Source organism: Vibrio azureus (assembly GCF_002849855.1).
Taxonomy (GTDB): domain Bacteria; phylum Pseudomonadota; class Gammaproteobacteria; order Enterobacterales; family Vibrionaceae; genus Vibrio; species Vibrio azureus.
The window spans coordinates 2,033,309-2,059,559 of the sequence record NZ_CP018616.1; the positions used below are offsets into that span (position 1 = coordinate 2,033,309).

The 26,251-nt window shown below is 42.9% G+C and carries 21 protein-coding genes and 1 tRNA gene; 11 read left to right on the forward strand and 11 right to left on the reverse strand.

The genetic code is table 11. The annotated features are described in order from the left end of the window. Positions 1-103 precede the first annotated feature (103 nt). Together BS333_RS09200 and yejK are read right to left on the reverse strand one after the other, a co-directional pair. Positions 104-1,591 carry an Hpt domain-containing protein gene (locus BS333_RS09200; RefSeq protein ID WP_081638492.1) on the reverse strand — a complete coding sequence of 496 codons (1,488 nt, stop codon included), beginning with the start codon at positions 1,589-1,591 and terminating at the stop codon, positions 104-106. Positions 1,592-1,815: 224 nt separating this feature from the next. Then, positions 1,816-2,814 carry a nucleoid-associated protein YejK gene (gene yejK, locus BS333_RS09205; RefSeq protein ID WP_033003090.1) on the reverse strand — a complete coding sequence of 333 codons (999 nt, stop codon included), beginning with the start codon at positions 2,812-2,814 and terminating at the stop codon, positions 1,816-1,818. A gap of 85 nt (positions 2,815-2,899) precedes the next feature. Here yejK and BS333_RS09210 point away from each other — a divergent pair, with 85 nt between their 5' ends. The 4 genes from BS333_RS09210 (at position 2,900) to BS333_RS09225 (ending at position 5,735) form a co-directional block, all read left to right on the forward strand. Next, positions 2,900-3,127: a YejL family protein gene (locus tag BS333_RS09210; RefSeq protein ID WP_021707930.1), complete on the forward strand. Its 228-nt coding sequence runs from the start codon at positions 2,900-2,902 to the stop codon at positions 3,125-3,127. 22 nt (positions 3,128-3,149) lie between these two features. Then, entirely contained in the window at positions 3,150-4,952 is a 1,803-nt protein-coding gene (locus BS333_RS09215; RefSeq protein WP_021707931.1) for a DUF3413 domain-containing protein, read from the forward strand. A 148-nt stretch (positions 4,953-5,100) separates the two neighbouring features. Further along, a tRNA-Ser gene (locus BS333_RS09220) sits at positions 5,101-5,191 on the forward strand. A 277-nt stretch (positions 5,192-5,468) separates the two neighbouring features. Further along, positions 5,469-5,735 (forward strand): hypothetical protein, encoded by a 267-nt coding sequence (locus tag BS333_RS09225; RefSeq protein WP_050567958.1) that lies wholly within the window; start codon positions 5,469-5,471, stop codon positions 5,733-5,735. A 199-nt stretch (positions 5,736-5,934) separates the two neighbouring features. On the opposite strand, the gene BS333_RS09230 is transcribed toward BS333_RS09225, so the two are convergent. The 4 genes from BS333_RS09230 to BS333_RS09250 all read right to left on the reverse strand — a co-directional run bounded on the left by BS333_RS09230 (position 5,935) and on the right by BS333_RS09250 (position 9,973). Next, positions 5,935-7,185 carry a quaternary amine ABC transporter ATP-binding protein gene (locus tag BS333_RS09230; protein ID WP_021707933.1) on the reverse strand — a complete coding sequence of 417 codons (1,251 nt, stop codon included), beginning with the start codon at positions 7,183-7,185 and terminating at the stop codon, positions 5,935-5,937. Next, positions 7,178-8,077 carry an ABC transporter permease gene (locus BS333_RS09235; protein ID WP_021707934.1) on the reverse strand — a complete coding sequence of 300 codons (900 nt, stop codon included), beginning with the start codon at positions 8,075-8,077 and terminating at the stop codon, positions 7,178-7,180. The genes BS333_RS09230 and BS333_RS09235 overlap by 8 nt, the downstream gene beginning before the upstream one ends. Positions 8,078-8,165: 88 nt before the next feature. Continuing rightward, complete coding sequence (locus BS333_RS09240; protein WP_021707935.1) at positions 8,166-9,155, reverse strand: ABC transporter substrate-binding protein; 990 nt, start codon at positions 9,153-9,155, stop codon at positions 8,166-8,168. A gap of 260 nt (positions 9,156-9,415) precedes the next feature. Further along, entirely contained in the window at positions 9,416-9,973 is a 558-nt protein-coding gene (locus tag BS333_RS09250; RefSeq protein ID WP_021707936.1) for a cytochrome b/b6 domain-containing protein, read from the reverse strand. A 396-nt stretch (positions 9,974-10,369) separates the two neighbouring features. On the opposite strand from BS333_RS09250, the gene ygjK reads away from it, so the two are divergent. From ygjK to BS333_RS09270, 4 genes are all read left to right on the forward strand, one after another. Further along, a complete protein-coding gene (ygjK, locus tag BS333_RS09255; RefSeq protein WP_033003110.1) occupies positions 10,370-13,042 on the forward strand; it encodes an alpha-glucosidase in 2,673 nt (890 codons plus the stop codon). Positions 13,043-13,275: 233 nt separating this feature from the next. Next, positions 13,276-13,698 (forward strand): VOC family protein, encoded by a 423-nt coding sequence (locus tag BS333_RS09260; RefSeq protein WP_021707938.1) that lies wholly within the window; start codon positions 13,276-13,278, stop codon positions 13,696-13,698. Between the two features lie 343 nt (positions 13,699-14,041). Then, positions 14,042-15,220, forward strand: coding sequence for a YjgN family protein (locus BS333_RS09265; RefSeq protein WP_021707939.1), 1,179 nt, complete (start codon positions 14,042-14,044; stop codon positions 15,218-15,220). Continuing rightward, positions 15,220-16,215 carry a M48 family metallopeptidase gene (locus BS333_RS09270; protein WP_021707940.1) on the forward strand — a complete coding sequence of 332 codons (996 nt, stop codon included), beginning with the start codon at positions 15,220-15,222 and terminating at the stop codon, positions 16,213-16,215. The genes BS333_RS09265 and BS333_RS09270 overlap by 1 nt, the downstream gene beginning before the upstream one ends. A gap of 61 nt (positions 16,216-16,276) precedes the next feature. Here the strand turns inward: BS333_RS09270 and BS333_RS09275 are convergent, their stop codons facing one another. Beyond that, positions 16,277-17,203 (reverse strand): histone deacetylase family protein, encoded by a 927-nt coding sequence (locus BS333_RS09275; RefSeq protein WP_021707941.1) that lies wholly within the window; start codon positions 17,201-17,203, stop codon positions 16,277-16,279. Positions 17,204-17,419: 216 nt separating this feature from the next. Here BS333_RS09275 and BS333_RS09280 point away from each other — a divergent pair, with 216 nt between their 5' ends. Further along, a complete protein-coding gene (locus BS333_RS09280) occupies positions 17,420-17,626 on the forward strand; it encodes a hypothetical protein (protein WP_021707942.1) in 207 nt (68 codons plus the stop codon). Between the two features lie 177 nt (positions 17,627-17,803). On the opposite strand, the gene BS333_RS09285 is transcribed toward BS333_RS09280, so the two are convergent. The 3 genes from BS333_RS09285 to BS333_RS09295 all read right to left on the reverse strand — a co-directional run bounded on the left by BS333_RS09285 (position 17,804) and on the right by BS333_RS09295 (position 22,642). After that, entirely contained in the window at positions 17,804-19,768 is a 1,965-nt protein-coding gene (locus BS333_RS09285; protein ID WP_021707943.1) for a DNA topoisomerase III, read from the reverse strand. 139 nt (positions 19,769-19,907) lie between these two features. Beyond that, positions 19,908-20,456, reverse strand: coding sequence for an NAD(P)H nitroreductase (locus BS333_RS09290; protein WP_021707944.1), 549 nt, complete (start codon positions 20,454-20,456; stop codon positions 19,908-19,910). Between the two features lie 173 nt (positions 20,457-20,629). After that, the gene (locus BS333_RS09295; protein WP_021707945.1) at positions 20,630-22,642 is read right to left on the reverse strand and encodes an FAD-dependent oxidoreductase; all 2,013 of its coding nucleotides are present in this window, start codon (positions 22,640-22,642) and stop codon (positions 20,630-20,632) included. Between the two features lie 232 nt (positions 22,643-22,874). Between BS333_RS09295 and sppA the strand changes: the two genes are divergently transcribed. Both sppA and ansA read left to right on the forward strand, forming a co-directional pair. After that, positions 22,875-24,725 (forward strand): signal peptide peptidase SppA, encoded by a 1,851-nt coding sequence (gene sppA / locus BS333_RS09300; protein ID WP_021707946.1) that lies wholly within the window; start codon positions 22,875-22,877, stop codon positions 24,723-24,725. Between the two features lie 140 nt (positions 24,726-24,865). Next, on the forward strand, positions 24,866-25,879 hold the full coding sequence (gene ansA, locus BS333_RS09305; protein WP_021707947.1) for an asparaginase: 1,014 nt from the start codon (positions 24,866-24,868) through the stop codon (positions 25,877-25,879). An 82-nt stretch (positions 25,880-25,961) separates the two neighbouring features. Here ansA and BS333_RS09310 read toward each other — a convergent pair whose 3' ends face one another. Beyond that, a complete protein-coding gene (locus BS333_RS09310) occupies positions 25,962-26,246 on the reverse strand; it encodes a YeaC family protein (protein WP_021707948.1) in 285 nt (94 codons plus the stop codon). Between the last annotated feature and the right edge of the window lie 5 nt (positions 26,247-26,251).

A 26,251-nucleotide genomic window follows, 5' to 3' on the forward strand; every position in this document is an offset into this window, starting at 1 on the left:
CCGTTGATTCGGCCCTTTTTTATTAATACTCTTTTCTTCGCCTACCGTTATCCCACTATGGTTAACAGCACTCTGGTGAACAGCCACATTGATTGCTTACCGATTAAGACTGATTCGCGCGTTCAATCTCTCCCGCCGCATAAGTGATCGTATGAGCCAACGTTTGGGTTAACCTCTCAAGGTGGGCTTCGGTAACTTCTTGTTGATTTTTCAGCAACAGTTCAATCTTAGCAGCAATACGTTGCAAGGGCATGGCTCCCAAACTGCCTGCAACCCCTTTTAGGCTGTGGGTAATACGTTGGGCTTGTTCTGGATCAACGAGCAAAAGCTGTTTAAATTTGTTGCTATCATCAGCGTGATCCTCAATAAACACTCCCAACAACATCTGAACGGCTTCTTCATCACCAGATAATGAATCAAGCATCTTGGCAATATCAATATATGGTTCATCACTTTGTGCAGATTGAAACGGTAAAGATTGAGACATAGAGGCCTCTAGTTGAGCCTCAGGAGCTAACTTATTTTCCTCACTTTGAACCTTGCCGAACGTTGTTTCTGCTCTCTGCGTTGTTTCTTTAAGTTGAGTAGTGGCTTTGTAGGGTTTTGCGAGCTCTGCAGGCTTGACTGGAGAAACCGAGCTAATTACAGAGGATTGATTTTCTGCGGTTGTTTTTGGTTGTTTATCGACTTGTTCTTGTTCAGCGGCTCGATAAGACCTAGCAGCTTGAGGAGATTGCAAAGACAGGTCGTTATGGGGCGTAACAGGCTCACTATCTGCTTTTAAGTCAGCTTGGACATCAAGTTTAGGCTGTTTCATCAAAGCCAAAATCAAGCCAATCACAAACAGCACACTGAGTATCACCAATGTATTGATATAAGCCTTCAATCTTTGCTCTAATTGTTGCATTACAGTATCAAACTGCTCAGAAATATCGGACTCGAACAAATGCCTAATCAAGTGACGACTTTGAGCATAAGTAGCCAATACATTAGAGGTTTCGGCGAGTCTACGCTGAAAACCCTGTTGTTCATTGCTGGCCAGATCCTGTGATGTCTTAAACAGTTGGTCTAGCTGCTGATAGACATCAGTATTGGTCGATGATTCATTGAACATCGCTTCCAACAGCAAAGCCTCCAGCTGGTAATACATCATGTTTAGAGAAGGAGAATTGCTATCCTGAATGCGGCTTTGGGAGAGCTGATTAGTAAAGTTAACAAAACTCTTGTCACTGCTAACGAAATCATGAGCCCCTTCAAGAAACCGATCCGTAATATAAATCAACTGAGTTAAATCAGGTGAAGCCCAACTTTCGGTGTTATCTTGCTCCAACTGAAGTCGTACTTGCTTGACTTGTTGAAGTTGGTCATCAGTTCGTTCAACATAATGCGAACGATGAGGAAGGCCGAATACAAACACGCCTCTTACGTCATCAATAGCTCGATTTAACTCTTCAAGTGTCACAACAGTGCGAATGGTTTGTTGAGCTTGCAACCAAAGTACTGTGGTCAACACACCCCAGATGATGAATAAAAGCCATACGCTTTTTTTAATCCCTGTTTTGATCTGCTGCAACATCCATTCCTCAGCCATCTATTTCATTTATAAGAATATACTATCCTCTGATGTCTTCAAGGTAATAACACGAGAACACACAGGGTGAGAGAAGGTTAATCGTTTTTTCAGGGACAAATCACTCTATGTTATACCCAAGTAACCTCGCTCTGAATCAAGTACCTTGAGGTCAGTTGGGTATAGATATAAAAAAGAGAACTTATCGTTCTCTTTAATTTCATCTCAATAGTTCGTATGCGCTTTTAACTGCGGCTTAACTGATCTTTTAAATTTGGCGGAGTGCCTTTGATAGTCAAAGTGTCTGTTTCTGGATCATAAAAAATACGCTCTCCCAGCAACAAACTATCAAAGCTAATATTCAAACCGCCACCGGCACCGACAAATTTGGTCAACTTACGTACCGTAGCACGATCACCAGGGAAAGAATCTTCTAAGTCGTAACCCTGCTCTTTAGTAAAGTCAACGAAGCTTGTGCCTTCTCGGCTCATCGGTAACTCACCTGATAATTCAGCAATTTGTACTTCATCACCTGACTTTATTTGGTCATTACAATAATTGTAGACCTGCTTTTTATACTCATTTGATTCTTGCTTTTCTAATTTAGAATCTGCACAGAAATCTTCAACTGCTTGCATCAAAACCTGATTTTGCAATTTGGTATCAAGGCCGATATCGGCTTGTAAGAAGTCCAAAAAGAAATCCGCAACTTTACGCCCTACTCGCCCCTTGATGTAAGACAAGTAGCGATTGGAATCACGATCTGTATCGTAGCTCGACAGATCAATGCGGGCTGCAATATCCATTTTGGTAATATCAAGGTAATCCGTTGCACTGATATCAAGGCCCTCTGTGACTTTCAGGCTTTGGTTCATTGGCAAGATACCAATAAACAGATAATCCGTGGCCAAACTTTGGTATTGAGCGAAGACGAGGATACCTTCGTCAGCAAATGGGTACTTAATGAGTTCTTCTTTCAGTCGATTTGCACTAATTTGTGAGAAATCATAAAAATCTCGATCCCCTTTGCGCATTTCTTGAAGCCAAAACTGAAATTCACTGTCTGACTGGAAAGAGCCAAAGCCTTTACCCGCTTTGGCATGAAAAACACGGTGCAGTTCAGCCACAAGACTTTCAGTAGACTGATTGTTTTCTAAGGAATTTTGGCGCAGTTTAACGATCAATTCGTCCTGCTCATTTTTGCACAATTGATGCAAAATAACGTTTGAAAGGTGAAGGCTCATTATGATTTTATCTTGCTACAAGGTTTAAGTTGTTAGGCATTGTAGGTTATCATAAGAAGCTTTTACTATCATTATTAGAGTCTTTATGCCGATTACATCAAAATATACTGACGAACAAGTGGAAAACATTCTTGCTGAAGTAGGTGCTGTTTTAGAAAAACACGCCGCAACACCTGAGCTAACACTCATGATTGCAGGAAATATCGCAACCAATGTCTTAAATCAAAAAGTTGCGTCTTCACAACGCAAGGTTATTGCTGAAAAATTTGCCCAAGCACTGATATCTTCACTTGAAGTGCCGAAAGCCCACTAATAACAGAAAATAGAGCACATAAATGGTAGACAGCGGAAACTCATATGGCGAACGCGTATCTCGACTAGTTGGTTGGGGACATTGGTTTGCATTCTTCAACATTGTTATTTCGATGTTGATAGGTACACGCTACATCGCTCAATCACCTTGGCCCGAAACTTTTCTTGGTCAATTTTATTTAGCGATTTCTTGGGTGGGCCATTTTGGCTTTTTGGTCTTCGCTCTCTACATATTGGTTCTATTTCCGTTAACCTTTATCCTGCCAACAAAGCAAATCTTCCGCTTTGTGGCGGTAGTCTTCGCCACAGTGGGGCAAACAGCTTTATTGATTGACACTCAAACGTATCAATCGATCAACCTACATTTGAACCCTGTGGTGTGGGAACTGCTGTTTGGCGACAGCAACAGCGCGTTCAGCAAAGATCTTCAACACCTCTTTGTGGTCATGCCGCTGATATTTCTGGCTCAACTCGCTTTATCTGAGTGGGTTTGGCGTAAACAGCGCAAGTTGTCACACAAGCATATTGGCCGTCCATTGGCGACGGTATTTTTCTTATGCTTTATCTCCAGCCATCTAATCTACATGTGGGCAGATGCGCAATTCTACTCACCAATAACCAGCCAGCGAGCGAATTTCCCTCTTTCCTATCCAATGACGGCAAAGAGCTTCATGGAGAAACACGGATTATTTGACCGCGAAGAATATTTAAAACGACTCGAAGAGAACCAAGTTAATGTTGATCTGGTTAGATACCCTCTTGAGACGTTAGAATTCAACCGCCGAGGCAGCAAACTCAACGTCTTGATGATCAACATCAATAATCTTCGAGCGGATGCACTGAACGCTGAAGAAATGCCAAGCTTGTATGAGTTTGCGCAAGACAACCAGCGCTTCAACAACCATTACAGTTCCAGTAATGATAGCTACGGTTCATTTGGCCTTTTTTACGGCCTGCCGAGCAGTTATGCTAGCAGCATTAAAGCGCAAGGCAGCTCACCCGTTTTACTCAGCACATTAAAAGATCAGGGTTATGATTTTGGTTTATTCAGTGGCAGTGGTTTTGAAGATGACTTGTACCCAGAGGTGGTCTTCCGTGACTTTGGCTTAGCAGCAACACTGGACGGAACACAAACTAAAACCGATCAAGATGCCATTTTCGCTTGGCAGCAATGGCTAGAAAGCGACGCCAAACGACCTTGGTTCAGTTACATTGAAATTACCGCCATTGATAACTTTGATTCAAGTGTTGGCAAAAAAGATCAAAACGTTTCCGCCAGTGAGCGCTTCAAACAAGCTTATGAGCAAGCGGTTAAAACGGCGGATGGTGCTGTTGCCTCGATCTTAAGCCAATTAAAAGAGCAAAAGTTACTGGATAACACTATTGTGATCATCACCTCCAATCACGGTAGTGAGTTTAATGAGACCAAAACCAACAGTTGGGGAGCAAACAGCAACTATAGCCGTTACCAACTGCAAGTACCTATGGTTATTCACTGGCCAGGTAAGCTTTCTGCCGATTTTAATCACAGCACAAGCCATCTAGATCTGTCTGTAACCTTACTACAAGACATGCTCGGCGTATCATCTAACCCAACCGATTACAGTAGCGGTCGCAATTTATTTGATGAAAGCCGCCGCCGTTGGATCCTTGCTGGTGATACCCGTGAAATTGCTTTAATCACAGACGCACAAACAACGGTGGTGGATAAATTTGGTAACTACAAATTGTATGACAACAACTATCAGCGCCTACGCAAAGACTCACCTAAGCTCCCAGTATTGATGCAAGGGTTGACGGAGCTGCAACGTTTCTACACCAAATAGCGCTTTTATCGCGCCTCGCAGTGAATAGCTTCTTGGCGCTGACTTGTTTTTTTGCACGAAACACCACAAAAACGAACAAGAAACAGGCAAACGATACATTTAAGGGTTTACAAGCTTTTCAAAGCCTTATATTATCTGCACCACAAAAGGAGAGATGGCTGAGTGGTCGAAAGCACCGGTCTTGAAAACCGGCAACCGTTAATAGCGGTTCTAGGGTTCAAATCCCTATCTCTCCGCCATATTCAAAAGAATGGGAACTGAGCAATCAGTTCCCATTTTTGTTTTACCTGAAGGTAAGTATTCAAACTTTAAAATTAAATAAACCCGTCTGTCCTATTACATTTTCTATTAGTTATTGTGTCTGTCCCTGAAAATCCCCTCCTATTCCCACAGTAACCCAACCTAGACAAAGCTTGCTAAACTATTGAATAATAAGTTAAATTTTTGGCTTATTATTAGTCTTGCTATGAATACATTCATCACAAATTATTATGACAATGAGTGCATATAAAAATAGTGGAATCAAAACGGTCCGATCTAAAATCCTTCTTCAAATATATCGGAACGCAACTTGCTGAAAATGCACACGATGATTGTCCACTGTTTCAACCCATTGCGAAACAAGAGTGCCATGTCTCAGAGCTATTTATGGCTAAATTTCACAATGGCTTCGATCACAAAGTGGGTGAACATGGATGGAGAAAGCTATTGGTAATCAAAAATATTGACGAGCAGGTCATGGGGCATATTGATTTACGCCGATTGCTATCGCATAGAAGGTAAGAAAGTTGCAGAAACAACCATGACACTGTGTACAAATATTGATACCAAATGATAATAATTGAGGAATAAATAACCGTACCGAGGAAGATGAACGTCTTTCCTTATAACAAAGCCTCTCCCAATAAAAACGGAAGAACACAGTGGTTAGCGAGATAAAAAAGCGAGGCTGGAGGCTGCCTCGCTAACAGATTTAGTTCAATCAAGAAGCGTCAGGCTTGTTGTTGATCTTATCAGGTGTTGAAGTGTCTTTAACTTGAAGTAGCTCTTCTGAACTCTCTACAAAAATTTCTGCAACAGCACTTCGTTCTAACTCACCTTGAAGGTTACCGTCATCATCAACAACAGGAAGTGAATAGTCACAAGACATGGTCTCTGGGAGGACTTCTTCAATCACAGAATGAGGGGAGATAATCGGCACTTCCTCATAGATCTCTTCGTCAAGCTGCTGTGAACAGTCTCCCTTCGCTGCATCCAACAATCCTTCTTTAGTCACTACTCCCTGATAACCATCTTCCGTCACGTGGTAAGCGTAATCTTGTTTAACACGCTTCATTTCATTCAAGGCTTCTGCAATGGTGGTGGCTGTGATGCGATATGCTGGTGGCTGCATTACGGTTTCAACGGTCAGTGCGCGAGCTCTGTTCACATCTTTTACAAAGGCTTCAACATAATCATCTGCAGGCTGAAGCAAGATTTCATCGGGTGCCCCCTGCTGAACCAATTCTCCATCTTTCAAGATCGCAATCCGATCGCCTAAGCGAAGCGCTTCATCTAAGTCATGGGTGATAAAGATAATGGTTTTATGCAACTTCTCTTGAAGTTCAATCAGTTGATCTTGCATCTCACTACGGATCAGAGGGTCAAGGGCGGAGAAAGCTTCATCCATCAGGAGAATTTCAGCATCGGTCGCAAGCGCACGAGCCAAACCAACACGTTGTTGCTGCCCACCAGAAAGTTGTGCAGGATACTGATTTTCATAACCTTTAAGGCCAACCGTCTCTAACCATTCATTGGCTTTTTCGAGACGTGCTTCTTTCTTAATTCCTTGGATTTCTAAACCGTAGGCAACATTATCGACCACGGTGCGATGAGGCAATAGACCAAAACGTTGAAACACCATCGACATCTTATGTCGACGAAACTCTTCCAACTCGGTAGCCGATAACTGCATCACGTCGATCCCTTCAACCAAAATCTGCCCCATCGTAGGATCAATCAAACGGTTAAAGTGACGAATCATGGTTGATTTACCCGAGCCAGACAGCCCCATGATCACGAAAATTTCACCTTTTTTGATTTGTAGATTGATATCTTTTAAACCGACTGTATGGCCTGTCTCTACTAGAATTTGATCTTTAGTTTGTCCCTGTTTTATAAGTTCAATCACCGTATCAGGTTTTGGGCCGAAGATCTTATACAGGCCGCTGATTTCTATAAGTGGCTTAGTCATGTTTCAGATCTCCTAAGTGCGCTTGAGTTCGTTTTGCATAGGCTTGTGATGCACGGTCGAACAAAATCGCCAAGGCCACAATCGCTAAGCCGTTCAATAATCCGAGTGTGAAATATTGGTTAGTGATCGATTTTAATACTGGCTGTCCCAACCCTTTCACACCAATCATTGAAGCAATAACAACCATAGATAGCGCCATCATAATGGTTTGGTTAATCCCCGCCATGATGGTTGGCATAGCCAATGGTAATTGCACGCCAATTAAGCGCTGCTTTTTACTGGCACCAAACGCGGTCGCCGCTTCTAGTACCTCTTTGTCGACCAAGCGGATCCCAAGATTAGTTAAACGAATCACTGGAGGAATCGCATAAATCACAACGGCAATGAGCCCCGGTATTTTGCCTATACCGAGTAACATAACGACAGGGATAAGGTAAACAAAAGCAGGCATCGTTTGCATCACATCCAGTAACGGTGTGACGATTGATTGCACTCGATTAGAACGCGCCATAGCGATACCGATTGGAATACCAAGGGCTATTGCAAGCATGGTACAAACGGTGATAATACTGAGTGTCCTCATGGTGTCTTCCCACATACCGAAATAACCTATCAGTATCAGGGAACCAAAGCATGCGACCGCAAGTTTCCAAGAGCGGCTTGCGGCATAAACTAATCCAGTACAAATCGCGAGGATGATAAACCAAGGTGTTGAAATAAGAAGTTTTTCAAACCAAACTAGAAATGAGAGTAATGGGTCAAAGAAAGATTCAATCAGGTCGCCGTATTCACGCGAGAAATCGCGATAGGCACCATCGAGTGTTTTGCGGATGGCTCTAAGGTCAGAGCGATCCATTTCTGGAAATTCACTCAACCAGTTCGAGTCAGACATATATAATTCCTTTTCTTACCGAGGCTGAAGTCAGCCTCGGTATACAACAAGTTCGTTATTCCTGTATCGTTTACGAAACGCCTCTGTTTTACAGGGCACTTTGTACTTTTTTCGCGACGTCTTGAGGTACCCAAGCCGTCCAGATTTGCGGATATTTTTCTAGGAAGTGGTACATGGTCTCTTCACCATCAGCTTGGTTGTCTTCCATCCAAGCCAAGATTTGGTTCATGTCGGCATTAGTAAAGCCACGTTTAGTGAAGTACTCGTAAGCTTGTGGAGAACGTGAAGCAAATTCTTCAGTGGTAATAGTATGGACAGGAGAAGGCGGGTACATGGTCACTTTAGGATCTTCACAGTCTGCCTGTGTGATACAACTTACAAACTCTTTTTCATTTACACCGCTACCAAAATCCACTTTAACCATGTCGTATTTACCCAATACTGCTGTTGGAGCCCAGTAGTATCCAAACCATGGCTGCTGGCGTTCGTAGGCTTTGGCAATAGAACCGGATAGGCCAGCACTTGAACCAGGATCGACGATCTCAAAGCCAGCGCTCGCGAGATCCATTGCTTTAAACAAGTTACCCGCACTGATTTGGCAGTTCCAACCCGCAGGGCAGCTATAGAAAGCCGATTTTGTTTTATCTTCCGGATGAGCAAAGAGCTTAGCGTGCTTCTTCACCCCTTCAATGGTTTTGATGTCTGGATATTGCTTAACAAGGTAGGCTGGAACCCAGAAGCCTTCTTCGCCACCATCAACTAAGGCTTTGCCTGCATAACGAAGTCGCTTCTCAGCTACCCCTTTATCTAGCGCATCTTTAAGACTGTTACTCCAAAGTTCTGGAGCAACGTCCGGTTGACCTTTTTCAATCATTGAAGTGCCCGTAGGCATGGTATCACCAGGTATCAACTCAGCCTCACACCCATAACCATGTTCAAGAATAAAACGGTCAACATTGGCGATCAGCGTAGCGGAGTTCCAGTTCATGTCTGCAATGGTAACGGTACCACACTCATTAGCATTAACATTGGCTGCTAGCACACCAGTAGCCAGCAGTAAAAGTCCTTGGTATTTCATATTAGCTTCCTTTTTGAACGTCTTTTATTTGCCGTATAACAGCAAGGATAAAGAGGACACTGCAAACTATACCGCACCACAAACCGTAAATAAAGCGGAGGCAAAAGAGACAAAAGCAGCGATACAGCAAACGGTCATGAATCAACTCAATGATAGCGTGTCAATATTCGCCTCATTAAAACTCTTGTTTATTTGCTATAAGAATCACGAACAAATGTAAGCGAAGTCACGTGCTTTCGTTGAATTGAGTTGTAACACGCTCACTTACGCCACCAAACGAACAAATGCAATAGCGCTGCACTGGCATGACCAAAGAAATAAACTTGAATAAAAGTGACAGAAAGCTTGTGAATTGAGAGAAGTAATTGACTAGGCCCTTGCGTGGTTAAAAACCAGTACCACCCTCCTCCTGTAACCAGTGCCAGTAGCAGCGCAAAAATCCCCAAACCCTCAATACAAGCGGCTAAACCAGATGGCTTTGCAAGTGGCATTTTTAACTTAATGAGAGATTGAATATCCTGCTTGATAACGTCAAAACGACCATAGGCCCAAGGATAAAGGTCGCAGCATTTTCTTCTGCTCAGGACCTTCACCGTAAAAGTCAGTGCCAAAGGTATGAGAAGCAAGCCACCATAGATGTGTAATAATGCCACACCGGAAATGTTTGCCAGCACAGTATCACCGTGAACATGCATAAAGCCGCTCGATATCAGCTGACAAATGACACTAAACAGTATCGCAAAGTGCAGAGACTTCTCTATGACTGGAAGCGAGGAAAATAAATCACTAAGACCAAGTTTAAATTTTGATTTAATCATTAATTTTTCAACTTAATTTATTCATTGAGCACAAGATTAAAGAGTATAGTAAACATGCTCGTCCTTGTTACCTGCTTGTTATTGTGTCTACTCTCGCTGCAGGGCGATCATTGCAGACTTGCTTGTTCTACCTTAAGTTCATTTACCCATGCCATCCTTAGTTTCTCTACTCTTGAGAAAAATGCTGAAAATTAACCCTAAAACACCAAAATCCATCAAATAAACAGTTTTTATTAAACCGAATATACACTTAGTTTTTGTAAGCTTATTGTTGTAACCAATTATTTCCGTGTGATAACGGCAACATTATCATTTGTCATTGCGTATTACATTCTCGCAGTCGTTGACCCACCACTGCTTAGTCAGGGTGTAAAAATTAAAGTTTGAATGATGAATATGAATACAAAAAAATCCTTTTTAACCGTTTCCATTACCAGTGCCCTACTCCTTGGTTGTTTTAGTGATTCTAACAACTCAAATAATGAACAAAGCCAACCGATTCTCGCCTCACAATTTAGTAATATTCTTGACCGCTCAGGTACCCCTAATCACTTAGCAGAAGTTGGAGCAGGCAATCACATGGCTTACACCCCATTGCATGATAATGGAGCATGGCATGGACATTTGTTACCAGATTTAAGCCAAAGCAACGAAAATACAGCTGGAGGATTTGGAACGACAATTATTGCTGAAGAATACAATGTCTCTATGGCAAAATACCTAGAGAAGCCGATGATCATTCTTGACGGCAAGAAAGCGGACTTCACCACCAAGGCATACAGTATTCCGGGTGCTTTGATTCAGAAATTAACCACTCAAGATGGCTTGGTGATCGATTTAACATTACGTTTCGTTTCAGATCGCTCTTCTCTGCTAGAAACGAAAGTCTTAAATCCGACGTCACAATCTCTTGAACTGTCTCTTTCTGGCCAGCTGGTCATGGGGTACTACGCCAAAGATGGAGATGCTCAAAGTCAGCCGTCTCTGTCAGAAAAGTTACCGGACTATACTCGAACACTCAATAGCGATAATGTAGGTAATGTTGTTGTTGATTTCGGCCGTGAGCGGGACTCTTGGTATGTGAGAACCACTGGTGAATCCGCGTTCCATATTACGCGCAGCATCCCTACCATCACGACACTCACTGACAATGCCTACACATCAATAAAACGTATTACAGGCAATGAAACTTTCTATACTGTCTTCACCCATACATTAACTGCGCAAGAATGGGCCAAAGAGAAAACAGTCGTTGATGATATTTTAGCTAATCCTACAACCTATTTAACCGCCTCAATCAACCGTTGGGAAACTTATCTAGAGAAAGGGCTAAGTAATGATTCAGTTGCCCCAGAACATGAGCGTGTGGCCGTTAAAGCAATTGAAACTTTAAACGGTAACTGGCGAAGCCCTGCAGGTGTTCTGGATCATCACACTGTTACACCTTCTGTCACTGCACGTTGGTTCTCTGGCAACTTAACTTGGCCTTGGGATACCTGGAAGCAAGCTTATGCCATGGCACACTTTAACCCAGACGTTGCTATGGAAAATATTCGAGCCGTTTTCCAATACCAAGTCCAAGAAGGCGATGCACTTCGTCCATGGGATCAAGGATTTTTGCTTGATGTCGTTGGTATGAATATGGGCAAACCAAGAGCAGAAGCCGAAAATAGAACCGAGTTTAACGATGCTCAAACATGGAATGAGCGAGATACCAAACCTTCTCTAGCCTCTTGGGCAGTTTGGGAAGTGTACAGTGCACTTAAAAATGAACACCAGCGTGAAGCAGAAGCGATAGCATTTCTTCAAGAGATGTACCCTAAATTAGTCGCCTACCATAATTGGTGGTTAACCGCTCGTGATACCAACAAAAATGGCATTCCTGAATATGGTGCGACTTTTGATACTGAACACAATGTCACAGCAGAAGAGGCCGCCAAACCAAGAGATATGCATAACAACTGGAATGGCCTAGCGATTAATGCTATGAAGTATAAATACATCAAGCTCGGTGAAGACAAATGGACATACGATGCGGGTATTGAGGGTTATAACGCGCTGCTGGATTCACAAAACTATGTCGATATTGGCAGCCCCGCACAAACTGCGGCTTCTTGGGAGTCCGGTCGTGATGACGCCGCCGTATTTGGCTTCATTGATACGATTGCAGATGCAAAAAGTACCGAACCGATGAGCATTACTCAAGCTCAACAAATCGACCAACTGGGCCGTTATGCAGTCAAACACGGCTTTGATAACAGTATAACAGTCAATGAAATTGTCGACGGTAATGGCAAATTGACCTACATCGCTGAATACACCAACACAACACCAGAAAATAACGATAAGCTCAACCTAGCTAAAAAAGAGTGGCAAGTAAAATTTGCTGAAAGCAAAGACACTAACGGCCAAATTGTAGGATATTCTCTAAAACAGGAATCGGTTGATCAAGCTTCTTATTGGTATTCTGATAACAATTATCTAGCAAAAATCGCTCAAGCCATCGGCTTTAGTGACGATGCGCTTGAGTTTAAAGCGAAAGCCGAGAAAACCAAACAATACATTAATCAGTGTATGTTCGATGCCAATAGTGGCTTTTATTATGACATCAGCATCAATTCAGTCAGCCTAAGTAATGGCTGTGCCGGGGAGCCTCTAAGCCATCGAGGCATGGGGCCGGAAGGCTGGTCGCCCTTGTTTAATGGTGCCGCGACACAAGAAAACGCTGACGCCGTAGTCAAAAACATGTTGGACATCAATAAGTTCAACACCCATGTTCCACTAGGAACAGCGGCACTTGATAGCCCAGCTTATGGCGCAGATATCTATTGGCGTGGCCGAGTTTGGGTTGACCAATTCTATTTTGGGGTCCGAGGGATGGCAAACTATGGCTATCAAGCACAAGCCAATGAGTATGTTGCCCGTTTGTTCCAGAATGCGGAAGGCTTAACAGCTGATCGTCCAATCCAAGAGAACTACAATCCCGAAACAGGTGCTGTTCAAGGTGCGAACAACTTCTCTTGGTCATCGGCGCATTTATATATGCTCTACAATGGATTCATTAATTAGACACGATATACCCAAGTAACCTAAAAATGCTCAGTGCAGTGAGGCGAACGATAAATTAAAGTAGAGAACCAGTCATAGCAACGGCTATTGCTGGTTCTCTGATGAGCTGGTTCGTGTACACAAGTAACCTCAATATACCTCTCAATAAAAAATAAAAATTATCCTTTACCTCAACTTAACCTGAGGTTTTATTCTAGCGCTTGTTGGTTTTAGAGTAAAAACAAGGAGAACTTATGATCCAACTTGAGCATGTAAACTTAGTCGTAAAAGACATTCCTGCAGTACTAAAATTCTATCTTGTTGCCTTCCCACATTGGAAAGTAAGAGCAGAGGGGACAGGCGAATGGCATGGTAAACCAAGAAACTGGCTGCATTTTGGCGATGATTATCAATATCTCGCGTTTAGTGATCATGGTGAAGGCGTCAATCGAAATCTGTCCGGACATCAAGTTGGGCTCGCGCATTTTGCCTATGTAACAAACAATATTGATGGCGTCATACAACGCTTAACTTCTGCAGGCTACCCGATTCATAATCCCGGGACAGAAAATCCATATCGGAAAAATGTCTACTTTATTGATCCGGCTGGCTTTGAAATAGAATTCGTCGAATACCTCAGCGACGATCCAAAATTACGTAACTCTTCCGAAGAATAATCAAACCCGATTTGAGATAATAAGTATACTCAAGTAACCTCAAGGTGCTGTGTTCAGCGAGATGACCTTGGGGAGCGTGTCACTTGGGTATATTATTTACGCTGGTCATCACCCGACTGGTGTGAATAATCGAGAAAAAACATCAATATTTTTTCTTACTAACATGTTTTATTTTCACTATTAAAATAAACACTTTTACGCCTTTGAAATCATAATTTTTTAGCTTCCAGTAAAATTAACTACCTCAATCCACAAGCATAATAAAATCAGCTCAATCAAACCAAGTTCAATTGATATTACTGATGTGTTAGCATCTTTTTTTTATTAAACGTCAGGAAAAATTGTGAATCAGCGACACCTCTCAAACGGGATGAATTTTAAAGGCCAAAGTGGCGAGTTCTTTGGTATTTGGATCGTTAACATTTTACTCTCAATTATTACTCTAGGTCTTTATTCTCCTTGGGCAAAAGTAAGAACCATGCGCTACTTTTATGGTAATACTTTTCTTAATGGTGATAACTTTGAATATCATGCCACCCCTTACCAAATTTTAAAAGGAAGATTATTGGCTTTAGCTATAATGACCATGTTCGTTATTGTTAATTTATTTTCTCCTTCTGTAAGTCAAATTTTAATTTTTATTTTTTATCTTGCTATTCCTTGGTTTATGTGGAGCAACGCTCGATTTGATGCAGCAATGACCAGCTACCGTAATGTTCATTTTTCATTTAATGCTTCATGTGCAGATGCCTATGCAGTGATCCTTGGTCGTGTCATTGTCGCATTCGCTATATTTTTCGGTTTGGGAATATTATTTAGTGTAGTTGTAAAAATTCTCCCCCATCATTATATGCAAGCAATCACTATTATTTATATAGTAATGATTGCGCCAGTAATAATTGCTCTCTATGCTTGGCTTTTTTCAGGAGTCAAGAATTATTTCGTCAATGGTTATCAATATGGCAATTTGAAATTCAGTGCTTCACTCGAAACTGGTTTCTTTAGTCAATTATTTTTTAAAGCTTTCGCCATAAGCGCTGTTCTCATGAGCATCACTGCAATGGTGATTCTTTCTGTTCGCAGTTCATTCTTTATGAGTACTCAATCACATTTACTATTAATGCGTTCATTCGATACGGCTCTTTTTGCTTTAATTTTTATCCCCGCACTACTCTTGGTTGCAGTTGTCCAATCTTACATAACCGTTAGAACGCAAAATTATATTCTCTCTCAGCTTCAACTCAACATCACAGAACAAGAAGAACCGAATTATCAGTTTAAATCGACCTTAAAGGTAGAGGATCACCTTTGGTTAACAGCATCCAACATTCTTATCCAGATATTTACTCTTGGACTAGCCAGACCTTGGGTGATGGTTCGTACTGCTCATTATGTGATGAATAATACGATGGTGATCGGTGATTTAGAGCAACTCAAAGCTATTGGCCAAGCAACACCTGATAAATCCGCTTTCTCCGATGAAGTTGCCCAAGCTTATAATATTGATCTTGGAATCGGTTAATGAAATTTAAAGGAAAGGCTTTCCCACCAAAGTCTTCGGTGCGACATAACGCAGAACTTGACGTCAGTCGAATTGATTCAGTAGCACTGTCTGTTGCTGATGAGAAGCTTATTTGCGACCTAAACCATATTGAGATATCTGAATCAATGGGACATTTACCCGATCGCTTTGTTTTGCCAAGTGGCTGGGTTTTTATCCCTGAGAAAACGCAAGAACTCAATCAATGGCTTAAGCAATATGGGAATACCACCTTTCTAAGTAGATTAGAGTCAAAACAAAAAATTTGGCTGTCGTCTCTGCTTTTGTTGATTGTCCTTGGTTTAGGGAGTTATCACTACATCTTGCCCTGGTTCAGTGATAGCATCGCCGAAGCTGTACCTCATAAGCTTACCCAAAAACTTGGTGATATCACTCTACAAACCTTGGAAGAGAGTTTACAGCCCTCTCAGATTAGCCAAGAGCAACAACAGCAAATAAGACAAAGGTTCAAAAATCAACTAACAGCCTTCAATGTCCCTTTAGACAATGTAGAAATCTTTTTTTACTCATCAGATTTTGGGGCAAATGCGTTTGCTTTGCCTGGGGGAAAAATCATTATATTGGATGATATGATCAACCTAATGAGAACCCCTGAGCAATTGGATAGTGTGCTTTTCCATGAACTTGGCCATGTTTATCATCGCCATATGCTTAAAGGGCTGGTTTACTCCAGCTTGCTTTCCGTAGGCATGGCGCTACTCACAGGCGATAATGCGATGTTAATTGATAGTATGGCCGCCGGGGGGCTATTTATTCTTATGAATCGATATACCCAAGAAGCAGAAAGAGAAGCCGACCTCTTTGCTAAGCAAGCCATGCTAAACATACATGCTGAGACGAAACCTATGGTAGAGATGTTTGAGTTACTGAACCAATCTACATCTTCGCCGATGAACTATCCTCAATGGCTGAGTAGTCATCCTAGGTTAGATGACCGCATCCAAGCATCACAATAAGTCATACCGAGCTCATTATTTATGGGCTCGGTTTTTTCACGCTCAATAGGCAACATTATTTTTATTGGGAGTCTGAAAATACACTTCGTGCCGCACGAATCAACTGCATATGGATAGGAACTAGGTCAGCGTGCTCACTGCGGTAACCTCCTCCAACAACAGCCGCAACGGGAATCTGGTTTTGTTTCGCACATGTCATCAAGAAGGTATCCCTCTCATAGATAGCTTGAGTTGAAACATTTAAAAAGCCAAGCTCATCGTCAGTATGGATATCGACTCCCGCATCATAAATAATTAAATCAGGTCGATGCAGATTGATCGCCATTTCAACCACACTTTTAAAGGTCGATAAAAAGGCAGCGTCGTCTGTCCCTCTTGCCAACGGGATATCTAAATCGGAATCCGGCTTTCTGGCTGGGAAGTTCTTATCGCAGTGAAAAGACAAAGTAATGATATCCGATTCATCTGCGCATAACGTTGCAGTGCCATCACCATGATGAACATCACTGTCAATGATCAACACTTTATCAATGGCTTCCATGGTTAACATCTGCTTAGCGGCAAGTACTAGATCATTAAACAAACAAAAGCCACTGCCGAAATCACGATGGGCATGATGGTAGCCACCACTTAAATGAATAGCTACTCCGTGTTCATATGCTTTTTCGGCGGTCATTACCGTCCCACCAGCAGAAGTCAACGTACGCTCAATGAGTGCATCACTCCAAGGAAAGCCTATCCGACGCATCTTTGCAGCAGGTAACTGGCCACTGACCAAAAGATCGACGTACTCTTCACTATGCACTTGTTTTATGGTTTCGATACCAAGTGGCTTTGGTTGGAAAAAGACAGCAGGGATCGTCCAATGACCTTTTTCTCGCTCTGCGAGTACAGCTTGGTATAGATAGGCATATTTCATGATTGGGTAACGATGACCCACAGGTAAATCAAGTTGTGAATAAATCGGATGGTAGATCAGAGGAAGCATAAGAATTCTTCTTCGTTGCGAGATAAAATCTGGCTTCAATTTTACTGAAGCTGAACGGTCTTGGTAAACCCTTTATTTCAATCAGTTAAATAGTAAAAAACACACCGGCTCTTATAAATACCTTCTTCCCAGCGCGCTTTATCTAAGTTACAACTTGAATTTATACAATTTCAAACCAGACTTATTGTTGAGAATAAACTCACTAAGGAGAAGGTTATGGCTGCTGATAGAGATCTGGTAAACTTCAGTGAAGAGCACGAACTCAATTACTGCTTAAGAAGTGCTGGTAAACGTCAAACCCAAGCAAATCGTGATGCTCTGATTGATCTTGGCAAACAGGTCAAGCAAGATTTAGGCAAACGTGTCCTGACTCAGGATGACGTTCGAGGCGCCATTCACAGTCATGATGATATGTTTGAGTAACGAACGCGTTTTATACATTACAAGCACAAAAGCGGCACCACTCAACGCCGCTTTGTTTTTTATTCATACGCTGTTAACGGCTCTTAATGTAATATCTAAGCATCGTTCCACGCCTGAAATCTAAGTACGTCTCGCTGAACACAGCATCTTGAGGTTACTTGGGTACAGGTATAACACTTACTGAGTTGATTTGCGCCTTCCCGATGCCGCTGTTGTTTTGCTTTTCTTATAGCTGCGTTTTTTACGTTTAAATGCTGGCCGTTCTACTTTAGGTAAGGATCGTAATGAATCTGGGACACCTCCCTGTTTAACTTGCTGCATTAACCCATCAATACGCTGCTCCAACGCTTGCATGAATGGTAAATAAGCTTGGTTACGCTCTGCCATACCTTGCAGTTGATGCTCCCAATGTGCCGTCATATCTGGAAACGTAGACTCTTCTGGCAAAGCATGAATTAAGCCTCTCCCTGCTGGTGAACTGAGAATGGATTTTCCTTGCCGAGTCAGTAGTTGACGCTTAAACAAAGTATCCAAAATCCCTGCGCGGGTCGCTTCAGTGCCAAGACCATCTGTTTCACGTAGTATTTTTTTCAGCTCTTTGTTTGCCACGTATCTGGCGATACCCGTCATAGCTTGCAACAAAGTCGCTTCTGTAAAGTGCTTCGGAGGCTCAGTTTTGCGATCCTTAATTTCTCCTTCACGGCAGGTAAGGACTGTCCCTTTCGTTAACGGAGGAACCGTATCGATCCCTTCTTCTTCCTTATCGGTTTTACCCATTAAGGTTTTCCAACCGGGTTCAACCAGCTGTCGACCTTTAGCAATAAAAGTACCTCCTGCAATATCAAAGACTAACTTCGCCTCAGCATACACTGCCGGTGGATAAAATTGCATTAAGTATTGACGAGCAATCAACTGGTAAACTTTGCTTTGATCAGCGGATAACGCAGCGGGGTTAACTTGCTTAGGAGTAGGAATAATTGCATGGTGAGCATCGACTTTTTTATCATTCCAAGCTTTAGATTTCAGACTCAGGTTTGCACCAAAAACAGCAGTTTGTAACGCTGCGTCATTATGGCTGATCGCGGCAGTCACGGAAGCGGCTTGAGCAAAATGCTCTTGAGGAAGATAGCGACAGTCGGAACGTGGATAGGTGATCAGCTTATGTCTTTCATATAAAGCCTGACAAGTATCTAAAACTTGCTGAGCACTCATGCCGTAACGTTTTGCGGCATCAATTTGTAATGAAGACAGAGAGTAAGGCAATGGGGCCGATTGCTTGGTTTGCTTTTGTTCAGATTCGACTACTGTAGCGGGCTGATTAGCAATTCGTTGCGCGACGTTCTCAACCAGTTTTCGGCTCAAGACTCGGCCATCTTCATCTTGCCAAGGTTTACACGCTTCACTCGGTTTCCAACGAGCTCGAATGTCGAATGTACCATTGTGATCTTGATATGGGATCAGTGCGTGCAAGGTAAAATAGTCCTTCGGAACAAAGTGTTCAATCTCTTCATCCCGCCGCACAACTAAGCCCAAAACTGGTGTTTGTACACGTCCTACTGACAACACACCTTGATAGCCCGCTTGCTGTCCCAGCAGCGTGTAAGCTCTAGACATGTTCATCCCATACAACCAATCCGCTCGCGAACGAGCTAGCGCAGAAACGGACAGAGGAATGAAGTCGCGGTTGCTACGCATAGTATTGATGGCTCGCTTTACCGCTGGTAGGTTTAAGTCTGAAATCAATAAACGCTGGGTGGCTTCTTTTTTAGCTTTAGACAACTTACAGTAATCTAACACCTCATCAACCAGGAGTTGCCCTTCCCTGTCTGGGTCACCAGCATGGATCACTTGAGAGGCTTCTTTGAGAAGCTTACGAATAACCGTCAACTGCTTACTGGCACTTGACCTCGGTCTCAATTGCCACTGCTCTGGGACGATAGGGAGATCGGCGAGGTTCCATTTCTTATAACGCTCGTCATAAACATCTGGCTCCACCTGCTCCAGCAAATGTCCAATACACCAAGTGACGATATCGCCATTGCCACAACGAATAAATCCTTGTTCTTTCTTCTGAGGATTAGGCAATGCCGACGCAATCGCGCGACCTAAGCTGGGTTTTTCGGCAATAAACAGACGAGTCATAATGATCAAATCGTAAAATTAATTAGGGTGACATTATCTAATGTCACCCTAGTAAATCAAGAAAAACTGTATAAATAAACAGATACGCTCATCATTGACCGCAAGATACTCTGATTTACAGCTTCTATTCTACAACTGGTTAGATAAACTCAACAAACTGAGTGAGATCTCGTTCTGGCACTTTTAATGGAGTACACCCTGGCGTACCAAGATAAAGAAAACCGACAATCTCATCTTCCCCTTCCAAGCCAAAGGCCTGATGTACCTCGGGATGGAACATCCATTTACCCGAGCGCCAAAAGCCTTGAAAGCCTTGCGCAACCGCTGCCATTTGCATCGCTTGAACAGCACAACCAGCCGACAGGTGCTGCTCCAACGCTGGCACTTTGTCATGAGGGGTCACTTTAGCAATCACAGTGATCACCATAGGTGCGCGAAAAGGTGCATTTTTTACTTTTTCAATGATCGCATCATCACTGTTTTCTGCCTGTGCTGCTTTCACTAAAATATCAGACAGTTTTTTCAGGCCATCGCCTTGAGCAATCACAAAACGCCAAGGAGTAAGACCTGCATGATCAGGCGCTCTTAGGCCTGCACGAATAATATTCTCTAATGCTTTACCCTCTGGTGCTGGTTCAGACAATTTGGCGATTGAGCGGCGATTAAGCAAAAGATCAAGAGCTTCCATGAGCATATCCTTTATGAATTCTGTATAAAATCGTACTTTTTAACTCTAGCATAATCAGGCCCTGCGATTAACGGTCGGTTTTGTAAGGGTATAAATACAAAAGAAATAAAAAAGCGCGCTATGCCTACAGCGCGCTTTATTAACGGGTTATAATCTGGGCCAACTCTAAGACTTTATAAAGCCACGGCTAATTTTACCCCTTGACGAATCGCTCGAACGGCATCGAGTTCGCCTGCGTAATCCGCACCACCAATAATATGCAGCTTGTCACCAAAGTTTGACCACTTATCTTCAAAAGGACGAACCGATTCTTGCCCAGCACAAATGACCACTTTGTCAGCGTCTAGCAATTGAGATTGGCCGTTTACATGAACGTACAAACCCTGCTCATCAATTTTGTCATAGGCGACACCACCAATAAGGTGCACACCACGTTTTTCAAGCGTCCGTTTGTGAATCCAACCAGTTGTTTTACCGGGACCTTTCCCAACTCTTCCTTTACGACGTTGCAAAACCCAAACCTCTTTATCACTGAGCACTTCAGGGTATGGGAATAACCCTCCCGGATGGGACATTTCTTTATCTATCCCCCACTCTTGCAACCAGTCATCTAAGGTTTGTTCAGAAGGCTCAGTGATCATGGTTGCGACATCGATACCAATACCACCAGCGCCAACAATTGCGACTTTTTCACCCAAAATGGTTTTATCACGAATGAGAGTTTGATAGTCCACAACTTTATTAGGTGTATCAATGCCATCAATATGAACCTTACGTGGCTCAACACCACTGGCCATAACCACTTCATCATATTCACTAAGTAAATCGAAATCCGCTTCCGTATCTAAATGAAGGTTCACACCTGTTTCATCGATCCTATTGGCAAAATAGCGGATTGTTTCTCGGAACTCTTCTTTACCGGGGATCTGCATTGCTAAGCGGAATTGTCCTCCGATACGATCATTCTTCTCAAACAAATCAACGTTGTGCCCCCGTTCAGCCAGTGTAGTAGCACATGCTAATCCAGCCGGCCCAGCTCCGACAACGGCAATGGTTTTCTGATTAAATGCGGGTTCAACGACAATTTCTGTTTCATAACAAGCCAGAGGGTTAACTAAACAACTGGCTCGTTTGCCACGAAAAACATTATCTAAACAGGCCTGGTTACAACCAATGCAGGTATTAATTAGTTTGGATTTTTTCTGCTCAGCCTTAGAAACAAAATAGGGGTCAGCCAGGAAAGGACGTGCCATTGAAACCATATCAGCTTGTCCAGAACTCAAAATACGTTCTGCTTCTTCTGGTGTATTGATACGATTACACGTAATGATCGGTACTGATACATGAGGCTTCACTTTTTCAGTCACCCAAGTGAAGGCTCCGCGAGGCACTTGCGTTGCAATCGTTGGGATCCGAGCCTCATGCCAGCCGATGCCCGTATTAATCAGTGAGACACCCGCATCTTCCAGCGCTGTTGCAAGCTCGATCACATCTTCAAAGGTACTGCCTTGCTCGACAAGATCTAACATCGAGAGCCGGAAAATAATGATAAACTTTTCTCCGACGGCTTTACGCACTGCTTTGACAATTTCAACCGCAAACCGCATGCGTTTTTGATAACTGCCTCCCCAATCGTCATAGCGCACATTGGTGCGCTTACATAAAAACTGGTTAATCAAGTAACCTTCTGAGCCCATGAGTTCAACACCATCGTAGCCCGCAAGCTGTGCTAACTCTGCACTGTTTGCAAAGGCATCAATGGTCTTTTTTATTTGGCGAACACTCATTTCACTAGGCGCAAATTTCGCGATCGGCGCTTTAATGTCCGAAGCACTTTGAGCAAATGGATGCATTGCATAACGTCCAGCATGTAAGATCTGCAAAGCAATTTTGCCACCTTGTCTGTGCACAGCTTCAGTCACTACTTTATGTGCTTTAGCGTGTTTGGGTTTGCTAAATTCAGCACTCAGGGGGTGAAGTCGACCGCGAAGGTTAGGCGAAAAGCCACCCGTAACGATCAAGCCTACGCCACCTTTAGCTCGCTCCTCATAAAAAGCAGCGAGCTTTTGTAGGCCTTCTTTATGTTCCTCTAATCCGGTGTGCATTGAGCCCATCAAAACGCGGTTACGTAACTGCGTAAAACCTAAGTCCAATGGCTTTAACATATTTGGGTACATGGCAGACATTATTCAGCATCCATTTTTATTATGGTCAGACCACTTTAAGCGTCGCAAACATAAAAATCAAACACTCGTTTACATTTTTGCAACACAAATCAATCTCGTTACAAAATATGCCAATTATCCTACGCTCATGATATGCTGAACCGTTATTACCTTTCAGAAGATTAAATACTGCGCCATTGTGACAAGGTTCATTATTTCGTGACAAGGCTCACTATTCCGTTATGGGGAAAAAATGAAAAACATCTTCAAACTTATTGGTCTGATTTTTAAGGGAATATGGAAAGTTATTACCTTCATCAGACTGGCCTTGGCAAACGTACTTTTCCTGGTATTCATTGCCACTCTTTACTTCGCATTAACCTACAGTGCACCTGAGCAACCTGTTCTCGAGAAAGAATCGGCGCTGGTTTTGAATCTATCTGGCTCAATTGTCGAGCAAAGTCACTACATCAGTGCGATGGATTCCCTTACAGGGTCTGCTTTTGGTGGCGACATACCTGAAGAAAACGTTTTATTCGATATCGTCGACACCATTCGTCATGCTAAAGATGACCCAAAAGTATCAGGTTTGGTTCTGGCTCTTGGCAACATGCAAGAAACCAATTTAACCAAGTTGCGCTACATTGCAAAAGCACTCAATGAGTTTAAAACGTCTGAAAAACCGATCTATGCGACTGGAAGCTTCTATAACCAAAGCCAATACTATTTAGCGAGCTATGCTGATAAAATCTTCCTTGCGCCAGATGGTGGAGTGATGATTAAAGGCTACAGTGCGTACTCAATGTACTATAAGTCTCTGCTTGAAAAGCTCGATGTATCAACGCATGTCTTCCGTGTTGGTACTTATAAATCTGCCATAGAGCCTTTTATTCGCGACGATATGTCTGAGGCAGCAAAAGAATCGACCACCCGTTGGATCACTCAACTTTGGAGTGCTTACGTCGATGATGTTGCTTCTAACCGCAAGTTTGCTAACAGCACGCTTAATCCAACCATGGAAGAGCTGCTCGCTGATCTAGAAGCTGTTGAAGGGGATATTGCTCAACTCGCACTCAACAAAGGCTTAGTCGATGAGCTTGCAACTCGTGAACAAGTGCGCAAACAGCTGATAGATGTCTTTGGCCAGGACGATAAACACAGTTTTAATGCCATTGATTACCATGAATACCGCACCACAGTACTTTCTAACCCAGCGAACTCAGACAATGAAATCGCAGTGGTTGTTGCCAGCGGTACCATCTTAGATGGTGAGCAACCAAGAGGGACCATCGGTGGTGACACAATTGCAAACAAACTTCGTCAAGCTCGTAATGATGATAAAGTGAAGGCAGTTGTACTCCGCGTCGATAGCCCTGGCGGTAGCGCCTTTGCTTCTGAAGTGATCAGAAATGAAGTATTAGCCCTCAAAGAAGCTGGTAAACCGGTTGTCGTATCCATGTCGAGCCTAGCGGCTTCAGGTGGTTACTGGATTTCAATGAGCGCAGATAAAATCATCGCTCAACCGACGACCCTGACAGGATCGATTGGCATTTTCAGTGTGATTACTACCTTTGAAAAGAGCTTACACAAATTAGGCATCAATACTGATGGTATTGGCACTTCGCCGTTTTCTGGTGACGGTATCACAACAGGCCTCTCGGCAGGTGCAGCACAAGCTTTCCAACTTGGCATTAATCACGGCTACAAACGCTTTACGACCCTAGTCAGCTCTAGCCGAGACATTCCGTTAACTGAAGTCGATCACGTCGCACAAGGTCACGTTTGGACAGGTCAAGATGCATTGTCGTTTAATCTGGTCGATCAAATGGGTGATTTTGATGATGCCATTGATGCAGCAGCACAATTAGCTAACCTTGAATCATACGACCTCAACTGGATTGAAGAGCCACTGTCACCTGCTGAACTCTTCCTACAGCAGTTCATGCAGCAAGTGAAAGTCTCTTATGGTGTCGACGCGATGAGCTTGGTACCTAAGAGCCTTCAACCGATTGCTAAACAGTTGAACCAAGATGCAAGTTTGCTTCAGAGCTTCAATGATCCAAAGGGAATCTATGCATTTTGTTTGAACTGCCAAGTTCAATAGACTGTTTACAAGCTTTGTCTTGTTAGAAAATTTATAAAGAAAACAATAAAGGGGCGTTCTCATTGAGATGCCCCTTTTTATTAGATGCGATTCCGTTATAATCCCCGCCACTGTTCCCTTACATACAAAAAAGTAGAACGATGACCAGAAAACACATCTACATCGCTTACACTGGTGGCACCATCGGTATGCAGAAATCCGCGCATGGCTATGTCCCTATCGCTGGTTTTATGGAAAAACAATTGGCAAGCATGCCTGAATTCCATCGCCCTGAAATGCCAGAGTACACCATTCACGAATACGACCCTTTGATTGACTCGTCGGATATGACGCCAGCTGACTGGCAGCAAATCGCCGATGATATTCGTGTCAACTATGAAAAGTATGATGGTTTTGTCATCTTGCATGGTACAGATACCATGGCCTACACCGCTTCTGCTTTATCATTCATGTTAGAGAACTTGGGCAAACCTGTTATCGTTACAGGCTCTCAGATCCCATTAGCTGAGCTGCGCTCTGACGGTCAAGCAAATCTCCTTAATGCTCTTCATATTGCAGCAAACTACCCAATCAATGAAGTCACGCTATTCTTTAACAATCAGCTGATGCGAGGGAACCGCAGTACTAAATCACACGCTGATGGCTTTAATGCATTTACATCCCCGAATTTACCTGCACTTCTCGAAGCTGGGATCAATATTCAAGTCAGCAATAACATTCAGGTTAATGAAAAGCCACAAGGTGAGTTCAAAGTCCATAATATTACACCGCAACCAATTGGTGTGATTACCATGTATCCTGGCATTTCACACGAAGTGATTCGTAACACATTGCGCCAACCTGTTAATGCGATGATCCTTCTGACCTTTGGAGTGGGTAATGCTCCTCAAAATCCGGATCTTCTCAACCACTTAAAAGAAGCTTCCGAGCGTGGTGTCATCGTGGTAAACCTAACTCAATGTCTTGCAGGAAAAGTTAACATGGGCGGCTACGCAACAGGGTGTGCGCTGGCTGATGCGGGTGTAATCAGTGGCTTCGATATGACGCCTGAAGCAGCTTTAGCAAAACTGCATTACCTGCTGAGCCAAAATCTCACTTATGAGCAGATCAAGGAGCGCATGCAGCAAGTGCTGCGCGGTGAAATGAGCCTCTAAACGCTATTTCAGACTTGATACAGAGCCCAATTTTGAATGTTGGGCTCTGCAATAAGCGACCAAACGCGACTCTCAAGAAAAATTAATGTTGGTTTGGGTTAACGCGAACAATATCGCTTTCTTCTTGATTAAATTGCTTTTTAAGCTCTTGCTTGGATTTAAAACTGATTTCTCCACCAGCTGCAACTGTCATATGCTGTGCATCCGTGTTATGTTTTGATTGATACAACATAACGGCTTGCATGCATGAATCTCTTTGTTCTTGAGATAACGGTGTACCTTCTGGCCATCTGCCCGTTTCTACTGCATAGATCAACCGTTCATAGACTTCTGGTGTGATCGCATTTAATAGTTGCTCTGCGTCCATAATGT

Bases quoted from the DNA above. Each gene is read 5' to 3' on its own strand.
- BS333_RS09200 (WP_081638492.1), bottom strand. From the start codon at position 1,591: ATGGCTGAGGAATGGATGTTGCAGCAGATCAAAACAGGGATTAAAAAA.
- yejK (WP_033003090.1), bottom strand. From the start codon at position 2,814: ATGAGCCTTCACCTTTCAAACGTTATTTTGCATCAATTGTGCAAAAAT.
- BS333_RS09210 (WP_021707930.1), top strand. From the start codon at position 2,900: ATGCCGATTACATCAAAATATACTGACGAACAAGTGGAAAACATTCTT.
- BS333_RS09215 (WP_021707931.1), top strand. From the start codon at position 3,150: ATGGTAGACAGCGGAAACTCATATGGCGAACGCGTATCTCGACTAGTT.
- BS333_RS09230 (WP_021707933.1), bottom strand. From the start codon at position 7,185: ATGACTAAGCCACTTATAGAAATCAGCGGCCTGTATAAGATCTTCGGC.
- BS333_RS09235 (WP_021707934.1), bottom strand. From the start codon at position 8,077: ATGTCTGACTCGAACTGGTTGAGTGAATTTCCAGAAATGGATCGCTCT.
- BS333_RS09240 (WP_021707935.1), bottom strand. From the start codon at position 9,155: ATGAAATACCAAGGACTTTTACTGCTGGCTACTGGTGTGCTAGCAGCC.
- BS333_RS09250 (WP_021707936.1), bottom strand. From the start codon at position 9,973: ATGATTAAATCAAAATTTAAACTTGGTCTTAGTGATTTATTTTCCTCG.
- ygjK (WP_033003110.1), top strand. From the start codon at position 10,370: ATGAATACAAAAAAATCCTTTTTAACCGTTTCCATTACCAGTGCCCTA.
- BS333_RS09260 (WP_021707938.1), top strand. From the start codon at position 13,276: ATGATCCAACTTGAGCATGTAAACTTAGTCGTAAAAGACATTCCTGCA.
- BS333_RS09270 (WP_021707940.1), top strand. From the start codon at position 15,220: ATGAAATTTAAAGGAAAGGCTTTCCCACCAAAGTCTTCGGTGCGACAT.
- BS333_RS09275 (WP_021707941.1), bottom strand. From the start codon at position 17,203: ATGCTTCCTCTGATCTACCATCCGATTTATTCACAACTTGATTTACCT.
- BS333_RS09280 (WP_021707942.1), top strand. From the start codon at position 17,420: ATGGCTGCTGATAGAGATCTGGTAAACTTCAGTGAAGAGCACGAACTC.
- BS333_RS09285 (WP_021707943.1), bottom strand. From the start codon at position 19,768: ATGACTCGTCTGTTTATTGCCGAAAAACCCAGCTTAGGTCGCGCGATT.
- BS333_RS09290 (WP_021707944.1), bottom strand. From the start codon at position 20,456: ATGGAAGCTCTTGATCTTTTGCTTAATCGCCGCTCAATCGCCAAATTG.
- BS333_RS09295 (WP_021707945.1), bottom strand. From the start codon at position 22,642: ATGTCTGCCATGTACCCAAATATGTTAAAGCCATTGGACTTAGGTTTT.
- sppA (WP_021707946.1), top strand. From the start codon at position 22,875: ATGAAAAACATCTTCAAACTTATTGGTCTGATTTTTAAGGGAATATGG.
- ansA (WP_021707947.1), top strand. From the start codon at position 24,866: ATGACCAGAAAACACATCTACATCGCTTACACTGGTGGCACCATCGGT.
- BS333_RS09310 (WP_021707948.1), bottom strand. From the start codon at position 26,246: ATGGACGCAGAGCAACTATTAAATGCGATCACACCAGAAGTCTATGAA.